General features: G+C 72.7%; 14 protein-coding genes. 5 read left to right on the forward strand and 9 right to left on the reverse strand.

Annotation, left to right across the window (positions count from 1 at the left end; all coding sequences use genetic code 11):
- The first annotated feature begins 192 nt into the window (after positions 1–192).
- From CP970_RS04140 to CP970_RS04150, 3 genes are all read left to right on the forward strand, one after another.
- Entirely contained in the window at positions 193–1,284 is a 1,092-nt protein-coding gene (locus CP970_RS04140) for a LacI family DNA-binding transcriptional regulator (protein ID WP_055552640.1), read from the forward strand.
- A 165-nt stretch (positions 1,285–1,449) separates the two neighbouring features.
- Positions 1,450–3,900: a polysaccharide lyase 8 family protein gene (locus CP970_RS04145; RefSeq protein ID WP_079043827.1), complete on the forward strand. Its 2,451-nt coding sequence runs from the start codon at positions 1,450–1,452 to the stop codon at positions 3,898–3,900.
- 87 nt (positions 3,901–3,987) lie between these two features.
- On the forward strand, positions 3,988–5,871 hold the full coding sequence (locus CP970_RS04150) for a DUF2264 domain-containing protein (RefSeq protein ID WP_055552642.1): 1,884 nt from the start codon (positions 3,988–3,990) through the stop codon (positions 5,869–5,871).
- Positions 5,872–5,877: 6 nt separating this feature from the next.
- On the opposite strand, the gene CP970_RS04155 is transcribed toward CP970_RS04150, so the two are convergent.
- The 6 genes from CP970_RS04155 to CP970_RS04180 form a co-directional block, all read right to left on the reverse strand.
- Positions 5,878–6,414, reverse strand: a complete 537-nt coding sequence (locus CP970_RS04155; protein WP_055552644.1) for a GAF domain-containing protein — start codon at positions 6,412–6,414, stop codon at positions 5,878–5,880.
- A complete protein-coding gene (locus CP970_RS04160) occupies positions 6,411–7,004 on the reverse strand; it encodes a GTP-binding protein (protein WP_055552646.1) in 594 nt (197 codons plus the stop codon). The genes CP970_RS04155 and CP970_RS04160 overlap by 4 nt, the downstream gene beginning before the upstream one ends.
- The gene (locus CP970_RS04165) at positions 6,982–7,353 is read right to left on the reverse strand and encodes a DUF742 domain-containing protein (RefSeq protein WP_055552649.1); all 372 of its coding nucleotides are present in this window, start codon (positions 7,351–7,353) and stop codon (positions 6,982–6,984) included. Before CP970_RS04165 ends, CP970_RS04160 begins: the two co-directional genes overlap by 23 nt.
- A 2-nt stretch (positions 7,354–7,355) precedes the next feature.
- Complete coding sequence (locus CP970_RS04170) at positions 7,356–7,790, reverse strand: roadblock/LC7 domain-containing protein (protein WP_055552651.1); 435 nt, start codon at positions 7,788–7,790, stop codon at positions 7,356–7,358.
- Positions 7,791–7,890: 100 nt separating this feature from the next.
- Positions 7,891–9,774 (reverse strand): sensor histidine kinase, encoded by a 1,884-nt coding sequence (locus tag CP970_RS04175; protein ID WP_150492977.1) that lies wholly within the window; start codon positions 9,772–9,774, stop codon positions 7,891–7,893.
- Positions 9,775–10,340: 566 nt separating this feature from the next.
- Positions 10,341–11,579, reverse strand: coding sequence for an MBL fold metallo-hydrolase (locus CP970_RS04180; RefSeq protein WP_055545820.1), 1,239 nt, complete (start codon positions 11,577–11,579; stop codon positions 10,341–10,343).
- A 185-nt stretch (positions 11,580–11,764) separates the two neighbouring features.
- Here CP970_RS04180 and CP970_RS04185 point away from each other — a divergent pair, with 185 nt between their 5' ends.
- Together CP970_RS04185 and CP970_RS04190 are read left to right on the forward strand one after the other, a co-directional pair.
- Entirely contained in the window at positions 11,765–12,343 is a 579-nt protein-coding gene (locus tag CP970_RS04185; RefSeq protein WP_055545819.1) for a carboxymuconolactone decarboxylase family protein, read from the forward strand.
- A 49-nt stretch (positions 12,344–12,392) separates the two neighbouring features.
- On the forward strand, positions 12,393–12,992 hold the full coding sequence (locus tag CP970_RS04190) for a TetR/AcrR family transcriptional regulator (RefSeq protein ID WP_107098890.1): 600 nt from the start codon (positions 12,393–12,395) through the stop codon (positions 12,990–12,992).
- Positions 12,993–13,011: 19 nt separating this feature from the next.
- Here CP970_RS04190 and CP970_RS04195 read toward each other — a convergent pair whose 3' ends face one another.
- From CP970_RS04195 to CP970_RS04205, 3 genes are all read right to left on the reverse strand, one after another.
- Complete coding sequence (locus CP970_RS04195; RefSeq protein WP_055545811.1) at positions 13,012–13,746, reverse strand: SIMPL domain-containing protein; 735 nt, start codon at positions 13,744–13,746, stop codon at positions 13,012–13,014.
- A gap of 139 nt (positions 13,747–13,885) precedes the next feature.
- On the reverse strand, positions 13,886–14,821 hold the full coding sequence (locus tag CP970_RS04200; protein WP_055545809.1) for a 2OG-Fe(II) oxygenase family protein: 936 nt from the start codon (positions 14,819–14,821) through the stop codon (positions 13,886–13,888).
- Positions 14,818–15,696, reverse strand: coding sequence for a 2OG-Fe(II) oxygenase family protein (locus CP970_RS04205; RefSeq protein WP_055545807.1), 879 nt, complete (start codon positions 15,694–15,696; stop codon positions 14,818–14,820). Before CP970_RS04205 ends, CP970_RS04200 begins: the two co-directional genes overlap by 4 nt.
- Positions 15,697–15,738 lie beyond the last annotated feature (42 nt).

A 15,738-nucleotide genomic window follows, 5' to 3' on the forward strand; every position in this document is an offset into this window, starting at 1 on the left:
TCAACACCCAGAGCTCCCAGGTATCTTGGATTTTCCTCACCGACTCTCTGGTATCAGAGTCATTCTCAGTACACGCTTACCGTCAACATCGGGGAGGTCCGGGCCCCGTCAGGGCGCGGGGCTGCGACATTTGCGGCTCCGCCGCGTGGGCGCGACAAGCCACGACGAACCCGCACCGGAAAGAGACGGAACATGGCAGACGCAACAACGGAGGGCACGGAACCGACACGTCGCCGACGGGCAACGATCACCGACGTCGCGGCGCGAGCCAACGTCTCGTCAGCCACCGTCTCGCGGGTGCTCAACGGCAACTACCCCGTGGCAGGCCCCACCCGGGCTCGCGTCCACGCGGCAGTGACCGAACTCGGCTACGTGGTCAACGCGCACGCCCGCGCCCTCGCGGGCACCTCCAACCGCACGGTCGGCATCATCGTGCACGACGTCGTCGACCCGTTCTTCGCCCACATCGCCCGCGGCGTGGAACGGGCGGCCTCCGAGGCGGGGCGGCTCTGCATGGTCTGCTGCTCCCACGGCGACCCGCGGCGCGAACTCGCCTTCGTCGACCTCCTTCACGAGCAGCGCGCGGACGCGGTCGTCCTGGTCGGCGGCGCGCACCAGGACCGTGCGTACGCCCGTGAAGTCGCCCGCAGGGCACGGAGCCTGCACGCGGGCGGGGCCAGGCTCGTCCTGTGCGGCAGGCCGTCGGTGGGGCGCGACGTGCCGACGCTGTCGGTGGAGTACGACAACGAGGGCGGCGCGTTCGCCCTCACCGACCACCTGCTCACGCAGGGGCACGAGCGCGTCCTCTACCTGGGCGGCCCGCCGAACCTCTCCACCACCCACGACCGGCTCGCCGGGCACCGCAGGGCGCTGGCGCTGCGCGGCCTGCCCGCGGCCCCCGAACTGGTGCACACCGGGGCGTTCAGCCCGGCCTTCGGCCATCGCAGACTGGCCGAACTCCTCGCCTCGGGGCTGGAGTTCAGCGCGGTCTTCGCGGCGAACGACATGGTGGCGATCGGGGCGCTGGGGGCCATCGAGGAGGCCGGGCTGCGCGTGCCCGACGACATCTCGCTGGTCGGGTACGACGACGTGCCCGCGGCGGCGACCCTGCGGCCCCGGCTCACCACCGTGCACGTACCGCTGGAGGAGATGGGCCGGCAGGCGGTGCGCAGCGCGGTGCCCGACGCGGAGTCCGACGCGTGGCGGCCGCCGGTCGACGGCGGGGTGCGGCTCGGCACGCACATCGTCGTACGCGACTCGGTGGCGGCACGTTCGCCCTCGTGAGATCGCCTTCGATAGAAAGCGGTTTATGCAAGGCCAGGCGCGCGCACTCCCCTGGCAGGACAGAAAGAACGTAGAAAGATCCCGGACCCTCTTGCGCGTCATAGCAACCGCTTACATGCTGTCGCGGGATCGCCTCGTGTGCCTCCGACACCTCTGGGAGTTCGCATGCCCACTCCTGTCTCCGACTCCACCGGGCAGGGGCCAAGACGCCGCACGCTCCTCGTGGCGGGCGCGGCCGCCGTCGCCGTGTCGTCGGCCACGGGCGGTACGGCGTGGGGCGGCGCGCCCCGCGACGACGCGTATGACGCCTCCTACGACACGTTGCTGGCCCGCGCCGCCGAACAGCTCACCGGCGGTGCCTTCGACGCGGCCGACCCTGACTTCGCCGCGGCCCTCACGGCCCTCGACACCCAGGCGTCGGACTGGTGGCGGCAGTTGGACCGCAGTACGGGCAGGACCGCGCTGTGGGCCGACCTCTCCCCCGCCACGGAGCCCGGCAACTTCGGCCAGAGCTACACCCGGCTGCGCACCCTCGCCACCGCCTGGGCCACGCCGGGCACCTCGCTCAGCGACAGCGCGGAGACCGCCGACGCCCTCCTCGACGCGCTGCGCTTCCTGCACTCCACCGCCTACCACCCCGGCCGCCCCGAGTCCGGCAACTGGTGGTTCTGGGAGATCGGCGCGCCCCGCGCCCTCATGGACACCTGTGTCCTGCTCCGGGCACGGCTGCCCGCCGACGAATTGGCCGCCTACACCGCGGCCGTCGCGCGGTTCTGTCCGGATCCTGATCGCCGCACCAACTCCCCCTCCCTCGCCGAGACCGGCGCCAACCGTGCCGACAAAGCCGTCATCGTGGCCCTGCGCGGACTGCTCGCCCGTGACGCGGCCACGGTGGCGCTCGCCCGCGACGGCCTCTCCGACATCAGGGACGGCGGCCGCAACAGCCTTTTCCAGTACGTCACTTCGGGCGACGGCTTCTACGAGGACGGTTCGTTCGTGCAGCACGGCTCCGTCGCGTACACGGGGACGTACGGCAGTGTCCTGCTCGGCGGCGTCGGCCAGCTCATCGCGCTGCTCGCGGACTCCGCCTGGGCGGTCACCGACCCCAAGACGTCCGTCCTGTACGAGGCGGTGGAGCGGACGTTCTCGCCCGTGGTCTTCGACGGGCTGATGATGGACGCCGTGCGCGGCCGGGCGATATCCAGGGAGCGCGCCCGCGACCACGACGACGGGGCGGCGACGCTCTCCCACATCCTGAAGCTGGCCTCCGGCGCCCCCGCCCCGTACGCCGAACGCTGGCGCGCGCTCGCCAAGGGCTGGATCCGGCGCAACAAGGTCACCCCCTACCCCGGCCTGGTCGGCATCCCCGCGATCGCCCGAGCCAAGGCCGTCCTCGACGACCCCGCCGTCCCAGCCGCGGACCGCATCACCGGGCACCACGCGTTCACCAGCATGGACCGGGTGGTGCACCGGCGGCCCGGCTGGGCGCTCGCCCTCTCGCTCTCCTCGAAGCGGATCGCCGCCTACGAGGCGGGCAACGGCGAGAACCTGCACGGCTGGTACACGGGCGACGGCATGAGCTATCTGTACGACGGCGACGACCTCGGACAGTTCGGCGACGCCTTCTGGGCGACCGTCGATCCCTACCGCCTCCCGGGCACGACCGTGGACACCCGCGCGCGGGACGACATCGGCACCGGCGGCGGCACCGGGACGTACCGGCCCAAGAACGCCGTGGCGGGCGGCGCGGTCCTCGAAGGCCGGTACGGCGCGTCCGCCATGGAACTGCTCGCCGAGGGCAGCACCCTGCGGGCCCGCAAGGCGTGGTTCTGCCTCGACAACGCGGTCGTCGCACTCGGCGCGGGCATCGGAGCGAGCGAAGGACGCACGGTCGAGACGGTCGTCGAGAACCGCAATCTGCACCTCGGCGGGCCCGCGCGGCGGCTGACCGTGGACGGACGCGGGCAGCCGGGCCGTGACGGCTGGTCGGCGCGGTTCGAAAGGGCCCGGTGGGCCCATCTCGACGGCACCGGCGGATACGTCTTCCCCGACTTTCCCGGCCGGGCCGACGATCACGGCCTGCGCGCCCTGCGTGAGGAGCGCACGGGTGCCTGGCGCGACATCAACACTGGCGCGGACACGGGCGGCAGCGCCTCTCCGGTGACACGCCGCTATCTGACGCTCTGGTTCGACCACGGTGTCTCTCCGGTCGACGCCTCGTACGCGTACGTCCTGCTGCCCGGCGCGAGCGCTGCGGCGACGGCGGCGTGGGCGCGCACCCGGCCCGTGCGGGTCGTCGCCAACGACGTCGTTCAGGCCGTCGAGGCGCGGCGCGACGGGGTGCTGGCCGCGCACTTCTGGGGGCCCGGCCGCGTCGGAGGGCTCTCCGTCTCCGGGCCCGGAACGGTTCTTGTGCGGCGCTCGCACCGGGGGGTGTCCCTGGCCGTCGCCGACCCGGGGCGTACGGAGACTTCTCTCGCCGTCGAACTGCCGTTTCCGGTGCGGAAGGTGGTCCGTGCGGACGACACGGTGGCCGTGCGGCCGGGGCGGCGTCCTGTGGTCACCGTCCAGGTCGGCGGCTCCCGGGGTCGTACGCATGCCGCGGAGCTGGTCTGAATACCACCGCCCGGCGCCGTCGACGCGAGCACCTACCGCGCATAGGGTCACCCGACCCGCATCACCCCGCAAGGAGTTACGGACCCCATGCCCGCACCGCACCTGCACCTGCCGCCCACCGACCGCGTCCTGTCCCCGCTCACCGGCTGGACCAGGGCGCACTGGGAGGCGCTCGCCGACCGGCAGTTGGCCGCACTCGTCCCCTACGCGACACCGGGCTTCGCGCAGTACCGCCTGCCGGGACGCAACAGCTGGTCGGGGGTCGTGTCGGACGGCCTCGAAGGGTACGCACGGTCATTCCTCCTCGTCTCGTTCCGGATCGCCGGAGCGGGCGGCGAGGTGGATCCCCGCCTCGTAGAACGCTACGCGCGGGGTCTGACAACGGGCACGGACCGCGATAGCGGCGAGGCGTGGCCCGAACTCACCGACTGCTCCCAGCAGATGGTGGAGGCCGCCTCGATCGCCATCGGGCTGCACGAGACCCGCCCCTGGATCTGGGACAAGCTCGATACGCGGGTCCAGGAGCGGGTGGTCGACTGGTTCTCCGGGTTCGTCGGCGGCAAGACCTGGGACAACAACTGGCGGCTCTTCCAGGTGGTCTCGGAGCAGTTCCTCGCCTCGGTCGGCGCCCCGTACAGCCAGTCGGACATCGACGGCGGCCTGGACCGCATCGAGGACTGGTACCGCGGCGACGGCTGGTACAGCGACGGCGACGGACGCAACTTCGACTACTACATCGGCTGGGCGATGCACCTGTACCCGCTGCTGTGGGCGCGCATGGCCGGTACGGACGACGGCGGCCGCGGCGAGGTCTACCGCGAGCGTCTCACCCAGTTCCTCACCACCTACCCGCACTTCTTCGGCGGCGACGGCGCCCCCGTCCACCAGGGCCGGTCCCTGACGTACCGGTTCGCCGCCGCGGCGCCCGTGTGGATGGGCGCCCTCGCGGAGTGCACCCCGCTCGCGCCGGGACTGACCCGGCGGCTCGCCTCCGGCACGGCACGGCACTTCGTGGAGCGCGGCGTCCCCGACGAGCGGGGTCTGCTGCCGCTCGGCTGGTACGGCACGTTCCTCTCCACCACCCAGGCGTACTCGGGCCCGGCATCGCCGTACTGGGCGAGCAAGGGCTTCCTCGGCCTGCTGCTCCCCGCCGACCACCCGGTGTGGACCGCGCGCGAAGTGCCGCTGCCCGTCGAGGAGTCCGACCGTTACACGGCGCTCCCCCAGCCGGGCTGGCTCCTTCACGGCACGCGGCACGACGGCATCGTCCGCCTGGTCAACCACGGCAGCGACCACAATCCCCTCGAAGGCCCCGCCCAGGACGACCCGCACTACGCCAAGTTCGCCTACTCCACGGCGACCGCCCCGGAGACGGCCACGCGCGCGTGGGAGCGCGCCGTGGACGGCCACTTCGCCCTCGTCGCACCGGACGGCACCGCCTCGCGCCGCCGCCGCATCCACCCGCTGACCTGCGAGGGCCGCATCGCGTCTTCCCGGCACGACGCACAACTTCCGCACCAGGACGGCGAGTTTCCCATCCGGACGACCAGCGCGCTGCACGGTCCGTGGGAGATCCGCGTACACCGCGTGCGGGCCCCCGCGGAGCTCGCCGTCCGCGAGGGCGGGCACCCGGTGGCCGACGCGACGCGGCCGCACGCCGAACTCGGCCCCGGCTGGGCCCTGACGCGTACGGAGTCGGGGCTGACCAGCGCCGTGGTCGCGCTGCACGGCTGGGACGAACAGGCCGGGATCGCCCGCGAGGTGGCGGCCAACGCGTACGGACCGCACTCGGCGACCCCGTTCCTGTCGTGCGCCGCCCGCCCCGGCGCCGACAGCGTGCACGTCACGCTCGTCGCGCTGTCCGGTGACACGGTCGAGCCGCAGGCGCTGCGCGACTCCGTCAGCTGCGCCGTCGACGACGACGGCGACGTCCGTGTCCGCTTCCCCGACGGGGCCGAACTGCGCCTGTGAGCACGGTCAGATCCCGCCGTCCTCACGGCGGTGGATCTGTCCGACGAGATCGGCGGCCATCGTCTTGATCGTGTCGAGTCCGGCCCGCCCCCAGGGCCGCGGCTCGACGTCGACGACACAGACCGTGCCGAGCACCACGCCCGTACGGTCGATGAGCGGTGCCCCCAGATAGGAGCGGATGCCGACCTCGTCCACCACGGGATTGCCCGCGAACCGCGGATAGTCGCGGACGTCCTCCAGGACGAGGGCCTTGCGGCGCGCCACCACGTGCGGGCAGTAGCCGTGGTCGCGGGCCATGAACCGGCAGTCGTCCCCGACCGGGCCCTGGGGGGTGTGCAGGCCCGCGAAGAACTGCCGGTCCTCGCCGAGGAAGTTGACCATGGAGTAGGGCGCCCCGGTCAGCTCGGCGAGCCGGTCGGCGAACCGGTCGAGGGCCGGGTCCGGACGCTGTCCGAGCCCGAGACCGCGCAACCGCCGCACCCGCGCGGGTGCCTCCTTGTCGACGGGGGTGAGTAACAGGTGCGCGGTCGGGTCGTACATCACGTGTGTGCTCCATAGCTCGGCGCGGGGGCATGGTTGAGCAGGTGCTTGACGAGGGTCAGGAGCGTCTGGATCCCGGAGCTGGAGATCCGCGCGTCGCAGCGCACCACGGGCACGTGGGGGTCGAGGTCGATGGCGGAGCGGACCTCGTCGGGCTCGTAGCGGTGGGCGCCGTCGAACTCGTTGATCGCCACGATGAAGCCCATGCCGCGCTGTTCGAAGAAGTCCACGGCGGCGAAGCAGTCCTCGAGGCGCCGTGTGTCGGCGAGCACCACCGCGCCGAGCGCGCCTTCGGAGAGCTCGTCCCACATGAACCAGAAGCGCTCCTGGCCGGGCGTGCCGAAGAGGTACAGCACGTGCTGCGGGTCGAGCGTGATCCGTCCAAAGTCCATGGCGACGGTCGTCGTGGTCTTGTTCTCCACGCCCGAAAGGTCGTCGGTGGCCTCGCTGACCGTGGTGAGCAACTCCTCCGTGCTCAGCGGCGCGATCTCGCTGACCGCGCCCACGAAGGTCGTCTTGCCGACCCCGAAGCCACCGGCGACCAAGATTTTCAGTGCGGTGGGGAAGGGGTCAGAGCTGTCGTCGTAATCCATCGAGCACTGCCTCCAACAAGGACCGGTCAGTGGGGTTGTGGTAGAAGTCCGGAGCCTTCGTGGTGAGGGCCCCGCAGTCGATGAGATCCGAGAGGATCACTTTGGTGACGACCGCGGGCAGTTTCAGCTGCGCCGCGATCTCGGCGACCGATCTGGGCGCCTCGCACAGACCTATGGCCGTGGTGTGTTCGGGTCCGAGGTAGCCGATGGGGGCCGCCCCGGTGGCCATCACCTGGGAGAGCAGGTCGAGTTGGCTGGTCGGCCTGGTCCGCCCGTTGCTGACCGTGTAGGGGCGGACGAGCCGCCCCGCGGCGTCGTCGAGCCAGGGCCCGTCGTGCGGGGCCGCCATGCTCAGTTCCTCATCGGAGCGGGTTCCCCGGCGGGCTGCCGGGGCGCGGTGATCAGGTACGGGCGCACGCTCTTGACCAGCATCGCCATCTCGTACCCGAGGACGGCCGCGTCCGCGTCCCGGCCCGCGAGCACGGCGAGACAGGTACCCGAGCCCGCGGTGGAGACGAACAGGAGGGTGGAGTCCAGCTCCACGACGACCTGGCGGACGTCCCCGCCGTCCCCGAAGCGGATGCCCGCGCTGCGTCCCAGCGAGTAGAGCCCCGAGGCGAGGGCCGCCATGTGGTCGGCGCTGTCCTGGTCGAGGCCGTGCACCGACTTCACGAGTCCGTCGGAGGAGAGCAGAACGGCGCTGTGGGTGTGCGGCACGCGCTGGACGAGGCCGCTCATCAGCCAGTCGAGATCGGATACATGGCCGGTCGGCACATCGCTCGCCATGGTGGATCGACTCCTTGGGGGTACGAACGTACGTAGGTCTGCGTCGGCGCTCCGCCTCGGCAGCAGTGGTGGGGGGTGATCGGGCGTGGTGGTGCGCGGGTCAGCCGCCGTGTTCGCTCCCGTCGTGCGGGACGCCGGACCCGCGCCCCCCGGGAGTGGGATCGCGGACGTCCTGTGCCTGGGCGAGGCCGATGCCGCGCTGGAACGCGGCCATCAGGCCCGGGTCGTGGCCGACGGGGTGCTCCGCGTCGGGGCGCGGCGCGGGGGCGTCGCGCAGCTGGGGCGCGAGGTGCTCCTGGGCGCGCCGCTTGGGGAGTTGGGGCTTGCCGACCCGGCCGCGCACGGCGCCGCCGTTGCGGGGGGTCGGGAGCGCGCCCGCGTGCTCGTCGGCGGCGGGCCGGTCCGTGGGCCGGATGCCGGGCACGGCGTCGGCGGGCGTCGGCCGCGCGCCGCGTGCTCCGCGTACGGGCAGCGGGGCGGGTCCCGCACCGTCGCCGCCGCGCCCGGGCAGGTCCTGGTGCGGCGGTACGGCGGTCGCTACCGGCTGGGCCGGTGGGGCGGGGGCCGGAGCGGGGGCGGCATGCGCGGCGTGTGTGACAGGAGCGACGGGAGTGGCGGCAGCGGCGGGCGCGGCCCGGGCGTCGTGCCGCGGAGGTGCGCCGTCGGGCGCCCCGCCCGGCGACGGCATGGGCGCGTCCCGTCGTACGTCCCCGGGGGCGGCTGCCCCCCGCGCCGCCGCCTCGGCCGCCGGGCGCCGCCGCTCGGCGGGCTCCATCTGCTGCTCGGCGCCGAGCAGTTCCTGCGGGACGATCAGTACGGCCTGCACACCGCCGTAGATGTTGGTCTGCAGCCGGACCGCGACGCCGTGTCTGCGGGCGAGCGCGGAGACCACGAAGAGGCCGATCCGCCCGTCCTGCAGCAGCCTTGCGACATTGACCTGGTCGGGGTCGGCGAGCAGCCGGTTCATCCTGCTCTGCTCGGCGAGGGGCATGCCCAGGCCCCGGTCCTCCACCTCGACGGCGAGTCCCGCGGTCACGAGGTTGGCGCGGAGCAGCACTTGGGTGTGCGGCGCGGAGAACACGGTGGCGTTCTCGACGAGTTCGGCGAGCAGGTGGATGACGTCGGCCACCGCGTGCCCGCGCAGCGTGCCGTCGATCGGCGGCACCAGCTTGACCCGTGAGTACTGCTCGACCTCGGCGATCGCGGAGCGCATCACCTCCGTCATGGAGACCGGATTGCTCCACTGGCGGCGCGAGACGGCGCCGCCGAGCACGGCGAGGTTCTCGGCGTGCCTGCGGATGCGGGTCGCCAGGTGGTCGACGTGGAAGAGGCCCTTGAGCAGCTCGGGGTCCTCGACCTCGCTCTCCATCTCGTCGAGCAGGGAGATCTCGCGGTGCACCAGCGACTGCAGGCGCCGGGCGAGGTTGACGAAGACCTCGACCTTCTGTTCGCTGCCCGCCTGGCTGGAGAGCTGGGCCGCCTGTACGACGGCGTCGACGGCGGAGTCGTGAGCGCGGTTCAACTCGTCGGAGAGCAGGTCGAATTCGTCGCCGCCCGGGCGGGTGCGGCGGGCCGGTCTGGGGGCGGGCGGCTGGTCGCCGCGGCGCAGCTTCTCCACGACGCCGCGCAGGTCGGCCTGGCCGCGCGCGGTGGCGCGGCGCAGCGTGCCGACCCGGTCGCGCAGGGCCCGCGCGGCGCGGTCGGCGGCCACCGCGGCGATCACGATGCCGGAGAGCCCGACCACGGTGGCGGCGGCGAGCACGGCCAGCAGGGCGGGGCCCGGCCGCGTGCCGGTCGAGCGGAGCGTGAACAGGACGGCCGCGCAGGCGCTCAGCCCCACCGCGACGGCGGGCAGCACCGCGATGCGCAGCAGCTGGGGCCGTATGTGGGTCTCGGGCAGCGTGGCGGCACGGCTGCCCGGCCTGCCGTGCCGCCCGCCCTCACGGCGGTCTGCGCGTGCGGCGGGTGCGCGTAGGTGAGACATCTGCGTCCTCGGTACGTTGCGACGGGGGTCCAGGGGTCGGCCCGACTGCTGATTGCGGCATCGCCGTGCCGGTCGGCAGGTCCGCGATGTGATCCCTGCGTCGCCCGACGGCCACTCACGGTAGTCGGCAACGCATCATGTGCGGTGGGCAGTTGACAAAGTCAGCCGGGCCGAGTCCCGCTCTGGTATGACGCCTCGCACGGGGGTCCGATTAGCCTCGTACGCAGGTCCGATTCCCGCCTCGTTCGGGGGCCGACGGCGCGCCGCCTGGCGGCGGGAGGGCTCAGACGGCTACTGCCGTGCGTACGCCGGGTATTCGCTCCGGACGAGCGCCCTCGCGCCGCCCCCGTACGTCGACCCGTCGGCCGTCACGACCCGGGCGGGGCACGGCGTCAACGCGCGGCTCTCGAAGAACCCTCCACCGCGTACGGCGAGTTGACCCGGGGCCGTCAGCGGTCGGCCATCGCGGGGGCAAGCACGGCGGGCGGCCCACCGTCCGGGCCGACCCACGTGCGGGTATGGCGCGCCGTGCCTCCTCCGTCGCGGGAGGCACAGGGCGCCGGGGGTTATCCGACCGGCGCCGCCTCGGGCTCCCCGCTCGCCGCGGCCGCCTCGGCGCCGGTGGCCCAGCCGCCGTCCGGCACTACCGCGACGCCCCGCCACCACGGCACACCGGGCACCGCGTCCGACCCGGGCTCGAACGGCTCGCCGGGGCAGGGCAGCGCGATCCTGGCCCCTTCGTCGCGCGCGGCGGCGAGGCTGCCCTCGCCGGGCTCCGACCACGGGTGCGGGGCGAGGTTGAAGGTGCCCCAGTGGATCGGCAGCATGACGCCCTGCGGCCGCCCGCCCTGGAGATCCAGATGGGCCCGCATGCCCTCCTGCGGAGTCATGTGGATGTCGGGCCAGAAATCGCTGTAGGCGCCGATCTGGATCATGGTGACGTCAAAGGGCCCGTGAGCCGCACCGATGCTGCTGAAGCTGGCCGCGCTCTGTGGTGTATCAGGCATATAGCCGGTGTCCCCGCTGTGGTACACCCGGTGCTCGGGCCCCGCGACCACCCAGGACGCCCACAGCGTGTGCTGCTGATTGCGCAGGCCACGGCCGCAGAAGTGCCGCGCGGGCGTGGCCGTCAGGGTCAGGTCCGCCACCTTCGCCGACTCGTGCCAGTCCAGCTCGTGCAGCCGCTCGGCGGGCACGCCCCAGCGCTCCAGGTGGGCGCCGACGCCCAGCGGCACCGCGAACACCGTGTCCGTACCGGCCAGGGCCTTGATCGTCGGCATGTCCAGGTGGTCGTAGTGATCGTGCGAGATCACCACGGCGTCGACCGGGCCGAGCGCGTCGAGGGGCACCGGCACCGGGTGCAGCCGCTTGGGCCCCGCGAAGGCGAACGGCGAGCAGCGCTCGCCCCAGACCGGGTCGATGAGCACCCGGCGCCCGTCGATCTCGACGAGAACGCTGGAGTGCCCCATCCAGGTGACCCGCAGCCCGTCGGCCGGTGGCCTCGCCAGGTCGGCGAGGGTCGTGGCGTGCACCGGGACCGTGCCGGTGGGGCCGCGCCGCACGCGCTCCTCCTTGCGGAAGTAGATCTTCGCGAACTCCGCGGTCGACCCGGTCGGCCTGGTCCGCGCCCCGACGGGGTTCTGGAACGTGCCCTCCGCGACGGAGAAGTTCGGGGACCTGCGGATCCGCGCCATCCGCGCACCCGTCGGATCCGCTCCGAAGGCGGCGGGCCGCAGGGAGCGCAGCCCGGGAATCAGGGACCGGGACACGGGACCTCCTGAAGGGGGGTGGATAGGCCACACCATTATGTCCAAGGCCTCCGACAGCGGCCGCTCCGAGGGGGCCGTTACGGCTGCTTCCAGGGGGTGCCTGCCCGGATGTCACATTCCGAGCCCCGCCATCCGTCGCATCAGTACCCGGTGAACGGCACCGGAGCACGACACCACGTACGACGTACGACGTACGACGTACGACCTCGGAGGTGGCCCCCATGGCCCGCATCTCGCTCACCCCGCGCCGCACGCTCCTCTTCCGGATCATGGAGTGGTACTCCAAGCGCGTCTACGGAAAGGTCCTCGACCCGGGCAAGGCCCTGGCCCACAACCCGCGCGCCCTCTGGTCCTACCTCCGCTTCGAGCAGAGCCTGGCGAAGTGGAACAAGCTGGACGCCGGCCTCAAGCAGCTGGCCGTGATGGCGTCCGCCGCCTCGATCGGCTGCTCCTGGTGCATGGACTTCGGATTCTGGGAGGGGCACAAGCACGGCATGGACGTGCGCAAGCTGCACGACGTGCCCGCCTGGCGCGACAGCGACGCGTACACCCCGCTGGAGCGGGACGTCATGGAGTACGCGGAGGCGATGACCGCGAACCCGCCGACCGTCGACGACGACCTCGCCGAACGGCTACGCATCCGCCTCGGCGAGCCCGCCTTCGTCGAGCTGACCGCGATGATCGCCATGGAGAACTACCGCTCGCGCTTCAACTCCGCGCTCGGCCTCACCAGCCAGGGCTTCAAGGACTCCTGCGACCTGCGGGACGCACGGGGTGCACAGGGCCGGGTCACCGGGTGAGCGAACGCCGATTCGGGTGGCGCACGCGCGCGTGGGTAGGGTGCACGGCGTGACTGGGGTGCGGCTGAGCGTGGCGGAGCGTCGGGCGGAACTCCTCGCCGCCACCGTCGAACAGATCGAGGCGCGGGGAGTCGCCGCCGTGCGCATCGCCGATGTCGCCGCGTCGCTCGGGGTGAGCAACGCGCTGGTCCTGTACCACTTCTCGACCAAGGAGCGGCTCGTCGCCGCGGCCTTCGAGCACGCGGCGCGGGCCGACCTGGCGCGGCTGCGCGGGATCCTCACCCGCCGCACCTCCGCGCTGCGCAGGCTGCGCGCGGCCGTGCGCTGGTACGCGCCGACCGGGCAGGCCAAGGGCTGGCGCCTGTTGATAGAGGGCTGGTCGGCCGCGCTGCGGGCGGTCACGCGCGACCTCGACCAGCAGTGGAAGGCCGCGCTCGCCGAGGTCATCGAGGAGGGCACGGCCACGGGCGAGTTCCGCTGCGCGGATCCGAAGGGCGCGGCCCTGCGGCTCACCGCGCTGCTCGACGGGCTCGCCGTGCAGATGACGGCGTACGACGGCGCGGTGTCCCGCGCCAGGACGCGGGCCTGGGCCGACGCCGCCCTGGCCCGTGAACTGGGCCTGTCGGAGAACGACTTGCGGGCGGCGTAGCCCCCGGGGCCCGCGGCGGCTAGCGCAGTTCGAACACCGCCGTCACGGAGACCTCGTCCTGGATCTGTCCCGGCGCCACCGGCACGTCCTCCTTCGCGAACGCGGCCACCGGCATCGGCACCGGCCGCGGGCGCCCGCCGTCACTCTCGTCGAGCGAGACCAGTCGGCCAAGGCGACGCCCGGACAGCTTGGCGTACTGCGCGGCCTTGGCGCGGGCGTCCTTGTACGCGGCGTCGCGCGCCCGGGCCCGCAGCGCGCCCGCGTCCGCGACGTCGAACGCCACCGAGTGGACGCGCCCCGCGTCACCGGTCGCGGCCACGACCGCCTGGACCACCACGCCCGTCCTGTCGATCGCGCGGATCTTGATCGAGAACGCCTGCGACGCCTGGTAGCCGGTGAGCTTCGAGGACCCGTTCTCGTCCTGGTGGACGGCGGCGAGCGACAGGCTCTCCGTCGTGACGTCCTTGTCGGCCACGCCCGCCTTGCGGACGGCTGCCAGCAGCGCGTTCGCCGCCGAGTTCTGCGCGGCCAGCGCCTTGTCCGCGGTCTTCTCGGTGACCTCGACGCCCGCACTGAGCACGGCCAGGTCGGGCGCGGCGGACGCGCTGCCCGCGCCGGTCACGGTGACCGTGGTGACGGGAGCGGGGGCGGTCGCCGGTGCGGCGGGGGCGGGCGCGGCGACGGCGGGCGCGGCGGGCAGTCCGAGTGCGGCGAGCGCCACGACGACGGCACTGACGGAACGTACTGCGTGCATACGGGGGTTCCTTCCGGCTCTCCGCCCCTCCAGGGACGGTTCGCGGTCATCCCAGCACCGGCGCCCGCGGCCGCGCCCGCGCCACTCCCGCCCTGTCACCTCACCGGTCCAGTACCGGCCGCCAGGTGCGCGCCCCGCCTCAGTACAGACCCGTGGTGTCCTCCCGGTAGGTGTTGTCGAGGATGTCGTCGAGGAAGGTCCCGAACCCCGCCTCCAGGCGCAGGCCGCCGCCCGGCTCGTAGGCGAACAGGCCGGGACAGACGCGGTCGTCGAGCGTGCTGTCCACGAACAGGGCGTACGAGAAGCGGTCGGGCTTGGCCCCGCCGCTCGGCGGCTGGCGCACCACGCGGTGGGCCACCGCGGCCACCGGCGTCGCGGTGTGCCGGGTCAGGATCTCCATCGCACAGCCGAAGTTGACGATGAAGGTGCCGGGAATCGGGTCGATGGGACGCCAGCCGCCGTCCCTGTCCACCTCGAGACCGCGCTCGGTGGACCGCAGGACCGTCACCCAGCCCGAGTCCTTGTGGATGTTCAGGCCGCGCGCGGCGACCTCGGGACGGAAGTGGTTGAAGGTCAGGGTGTGCGTGCCGTGCGGGGTCAGGCTGTGCCCGGTGGCCTCGTCCCACAGCGCGCGCGGCAGGTCGAGGCGGGCGAGCACCGCACGCTGGACGGCGAGCGCGAAGTCACGCATGTGCTCGGCCTGCCGGGCGAGCGCGGCCGGATAGACCCGGTCCCACCAGGTCTTCTCCAGGAAGAACTGTTCGGTCTGGTCGGCGTCGCGGCAGAAGTAGCCCTGGTGTCGGCCGAGTTGCTCCGAGGTCCAGCGGTGGAAGCCGCGGTAGGAGTCTTGCGGCCCGTCCCCGGCTCCTCCTCCCCGCAGGTAGAAGGAGCGCGCGAAGCGGTCCCCCGCCGACAGTTCGGTCCCGGCGGGCTGCTTCACGTAGAAGAAGCCGTCCTTCAGCGCGCGCCGCAGTCCGTCGGTGGCGGTGAAGTGCAGCTGTCCGCCGCGCAGTTCGGCCAGCTGCCAGCCCCGCAGGGCGGCGGCGGGGATCGGGTGTCCCGCTGCCGTGCTCATACGCGGGAGTGGAATGCGTAGCCGAGCTTGCCCGCCTTCTCCACCGAGAAGTCGCGGAAGCTCTGGTACTCGCGCAGTCTCCCCCCGGTGTCGTACTGGTAGAGCGACATGTCGTAGCGGGGGCCCATGTAGACCGTGAAGGAGGAGCGGTCCGGGGTGCCCGCGTCCGGGCGCAGCTCCGGCACGCGGTGGTAGACGGCGGTCACGGGCCTCGGCAGCTTCCTGGTCAGGACCCGGAAGGCGTCGCCGAGATTGACGGTGAAGTGTCCTGGGCGCTCGCGCACCGGCAGCCAGCGGCCCTCGTGGAGGATCTCGTAGCCGGGCTTGTCGGTGCAGATCGTGGTGATGAACCCGCTGTCGGAGTGCTCGACGATCCCGGCACGGTCGCTCAGGCCCGCGCGGTAGTGGTTGACCGTCGTGTAGCACAGGCCGGTGTCCTGGCGGGCGCCGCCGGTGATGAGGTCGCGGTCGCCCTCGGGCACGCCCGCCGTATCGAACACTCCGTAGAGGACGTCCAGGGTCAGCTGCCGCATCCACCGCAGCACCGCGGTGACGTCGTCCGGCAGGTACTCCTGCCACAGGAAGCTTTCGAGCTGGAGCTGTTCGACCTGGTCGGGCCGGTCCTCGTAGCCCAGTTTGGAGGCCGCGTGGCCGTGTTCGCGGTGGCCTCGGTGGCGTTCGCCGGGGTGTCCGGTCGCGGGTTCGTAGAAGCTGCGGCAGAAGGCGAGGCCCGCGCTCACGTCGAGGCCGTCGGGGACCGCCACGTTGAACGCGCCGAGAGTGAGCGACTGTTCGGCGTCGGCCTGGGAGGCGAACCGCAGGGTGCCCGCCTCGTCGACCTCGGCCGCGGGGAGGGTGAGGGTGTCCGTCGTCATGGTGCGACGCTCCTGTCTCGGTCGGTTCCCAGAGATCCCGAA

Origin of the sequence: Streptomyces kanamyceticus (assembly GCF_008704495.1) — a bacterium.
Taxonomy (GTDB): Bacteria; Actinomycetota; Actinomycetes; order Streptomycetales; family Streptomycetaceae; genus Streptomyces; species Streptomyces kanamyceticus.